2 rRNA genes are annotated in these 3,611 nt (G+C 57.4%); both read left to right on the forward strand.

The annotated features are described in order from the left end of the window. Positions 1 to 287 precede the first annotated feature (287 nt). A 23S ribosomal RNA gene (locus tag ACFQBR_RS33415) occupies positions 288 to 3,381 on the forward strand. 102 nt (positions 3,382 to 3,483) lie between these two features. Next, positions 3,484 to 3,599 (forward strand): 5S ribosomal RNA (gene rrf / locus ACFQBR_RS33420). The last annotated feature ends 12 nt before the right edge of the window (positions 3,600 to 3,611 follow it).

The following is a 3,611-nucleotide window of genomic DNA, read 5'->3' on the forward strand; positions in this document are numbered from 1 at the left end:
GGGCCTGCTGATCGGGAGTGGCTGTAAGGGAATCAGGCTTTGCCTCCGGCGACTAGAAGCGTCGGGGGGCGCGCTGTTGGGTGTCTGAGGAAGCAACCTCGACCATCTGGCTCTCCTTGTGGGGGCGGGTGGTCGGTTTGTTTCCCGCGGACCGCCCCGAGGAACTCTTCTTCGTTGCGGGTGGGTGCACGTGAGTGTGCCGGCCGGTGGTGGGGGATGTGGTGCGAGGGTGTGCGGTTGGTGTTTTGACTTGTGAATAGTGTGCGCGAGCATCTTGTTATCTGTAGTGGCCAAGTGATAGTGGCACACGGTGGATGCCTTGGCATCAGGCGCCGATGAAGGACGCGGGAGGCCGCGATAGGCCACGGGGAGCTGTCAACCGAGCTTTGATCCGTGGGTGTCCGAATGGGGAAACCTAGCCCGAGTTGTGTCGGGTTGCCGCTACCTGAATGTATAGGGTAGTTGGTGGTGACGCGGGGAAGTGAAACATCTCAGTACCCGTAGGAAGAGTAAACAACAGTGATTCCCCTAGTAGTGGTGAGCGAACGGGGAAGAGGCTAAACCGTGCGCGTGTGATAGACGGCAGTCGTTGCGTGTGCGGGGTTGTGGGATGCACCTTTCCAGGTCTGCCGACGTGGAGCGCTGAGTGATTCTTTTAGCTGAATCCGTTGGGAAGCGGAACCGTAGTGGGTGAGAGTCCCGTAGGTGAAGGAAGAGTCTAGGCGTTGGTGTTCTCCCGAGTAGCGCGGAGCCCGAGAAATTCCGTGTGAATCTGGCAGGACCACCTGCTAAGCCAAAATACGTCCTGATGACCGATAGTGCACTAGTACCGTGAGGGAAAGGTGAAAAGTGCCCCGGTGAGGGGTCGTGAAATAGTACCTGAAACCGTGTGCTGTCAAGCCGTCAGAGCTGAAGCTTGTCTTTGGTGATGGCGTGCCTTTTGAAGAATGAGCCTGCGAGTCATGGTGTGTGGCGAGGTTAACCCGGGTGGGGTAGCCGTAGGGAAACCGAGTCTGAATAGGGCGTTTGAGTCGCATGCTGTGGACCCGAAGCGGAGTGATCTACCCATGTCCAGGGTGAAGCGGGGGTAAGACCTCGTGGAGGCCCGAACCCACCAGGGTTGAAAACCTGGGGGATGAGGTGTGGGTAGGGGTGAAAGGCCAATCAAACTCCGTGATAGCTGGTTCTCCCCGAAATGCATTTAGGTGCAGCGTCGCGTGTTTCTTGCTGGAGGTAGAGCTACTGTTTGGCTGATGGGCCCTACAAGGTTACTGACGTCAGACAAACTCCGAATGCCGGTTAAGTGAAGCGCGGCAGTGAGACTGCGGGGGATAAGCTTCGTAGTCGAGAGGGAAACAGCCCAGATCATCAGCTAAGGCCCCTAAGCGTGTGCTAAGTGGGAAAGGTTGTGGAGTTGCTGAGACAACCAGGAGGTTGGCTTAGAAGCAGCCATCCTTTAAAGAGTGCGTAATAGCTCACTGGTCAAGTGGTTCTGCGCCGATAATGTAGCGGGGCTTAAGCACACCGCCGAAGCTGTGGATGCCAACCTTGTGTTGGTGTGGTAGGGGAGCGTCGTGCATCCGGTGAAGCTGCCGAGTGATCGTGTGGTGGAGGGTGTGCGAGTGAGAATGCAGGCATGAGTAGCGAAAGCAACGTGAGAAACGTTGCCGCCGATTGACTAAGGGTTCCTGGGGCAGGTTAATCCGCCCAGGGTGAGTCTGGACCTAAGGCGAGGCCGACAGGCGTAGTCGATGGATAACGGGTTGATATTCCCGTACCCGTGCACGAGCGCCCAGTATCGAATCAGGTGATGCTAACCACGCTGGTTCTTGGTGGTTCCTTCGGGAACTGCCTCTGGACCGGTCTGGGATCCGAGCTTGTAGTAGGTAAGTGATGGGGTGACGCAGGAGGGTAGCTCTACCCGGCGGTGGTTGTCCGGGGGTAAGCGTGTAGGCTGGGGGGTTGGCAAATCCGCCCCCTGTTGAGGCTGAGACGTGATGCCGAGCCGTTTTCGGTGAAGTGAGTGATCCCATGCTGTCGAGAAAAGCCTCTAGCGAGTTCGTGTGTGGCCAGTACCCTAAACCGACGCAGGTGGTCAGGTAGAGAATACCGAGGCGTTCGGGTGAACCATGGTTAAGGAACTCGGCAAATTGTCCCCGTAACTTCGGGAGAAGGGGAGCCCTGTCTGGTGATGGCCTTTGCGGTCTGAGCTGGGTGGGGTCGCAGATAGCGGGGGGAAGCGACTGTTTATTAAAAACACAGGTCCGTGCGAAGTCGTAAGACGCTGTATACGGACTGACGCCTGCCCGGTGCTGGAACGTTAAGAGGACCGGTTAGTGGGAGTTCGCTCCTGCGAAGCTGGGAATCTAAGCGCCAGTAAACGGCGGTGGTAACTATAACCATCCTAAGGTAGCGAAATTCCTTGTCGGGTAAGTTCCGACCTGCACGAATGGCGTAACGACTTCCCCACTGTCTCAACCATGGGCCCGGTGAAATTGCACTACGAGTAAAGATGCTCGTTTCGCGCAGCAGGACGGAAAGACCCCGGGACCTTCACTATAGCTTGACATTGGTGTTTGGGATGGTTTGTGTAGGATAGGTGGGAGCCGGTGAAGCTGTCACGCTAGTGGCGGTGGAGGCGTTGGTGAAATACCACTCTGACTGTTTCGGGCATCTAACCTTGGACCGTGATCCGGTTCGGGGACAGTGTCTGGTGGGTAGTTTAACTGGGGCGGTTGCCTCCCAAAGAGTAACGGAGGCGCCCAAAGGTTCCCTCAGCCTGGTTGGTAATCAGGTGTTGAGTGTAAGTGCACAAGGGAGCTTGACTGTGAGACGGACGTGTCGAGCAGGAGCGAAAGCTGGGACTAGTGATCCGGCACCGGCGTGTGGAAGCGGTGTCGCTCAACGGCTAAAAGGTACCCCGGGGATAACAGGCTGATCTTCCCCAAGAGTCCATATCGACGGGATGGTTTGGCACCTCGATGTCGGCTCGTCGCATCCTGGGGCTGGAGTTGGTCCCAAGGGTTGGGCTGTTCGCCCATTAAAGCGGCACGCGAGCTGGGTTTAGAACGTCGTGAGACAGTTCGGTCCCTATCCGCTGTGCGCGTTGGAGACTTGAGAAGGGCTGTCCCTAGTACGAGAGGACCGGGACGGACGAACCTCTGGTGTGCCAGTTGTCCTGCCAAGGGCATGGCTGGTTGGCTACGTTCGGGAGGGATAACCGCTGAAAGCATCTAAGCGGGAAGCTTGCTTCGAGATGAGGTCTCCTGCCTCCTTTGAGAGGGTAAGGCTCCCTGTAGACGACGGGGTTGATAGGCCGGGTGTGGAAGCCCTGTGAGGGGTGGAGCTGACCGGTACTAATAGGCCGAGGGCTTGTCCGCTGCAGATAATTGGATGTTCGCGCACACTTTTCACGGAGTTTCGGCTCGCTGTGATCCCCTTGCACTGTGGTGTGGGGTGTGGGTCTGGTGGGTTGTTGGTTTCCGTGGTGGTTATTGCTGGAGGGTCACACCCGGTCTCTTTCCGAACCCGGTCGTTAAGTCTCCTTGCGCTGATGGTACTGCCCTGTGGTGGGGTGGGAGAGTAGGTCGCTGCCACGGTTTTTTGTGGGG

Origin of the sequence: Nocardiopsis tropica (assembly GCF_042660575.1) — a bacterium.
Lineage (GTDB): Bacteria > Actinomycetota > Actinomycetes > Streptosporangiales > Streptosporangiaceae > Nocardiopsis > Nocardiopsis tropica.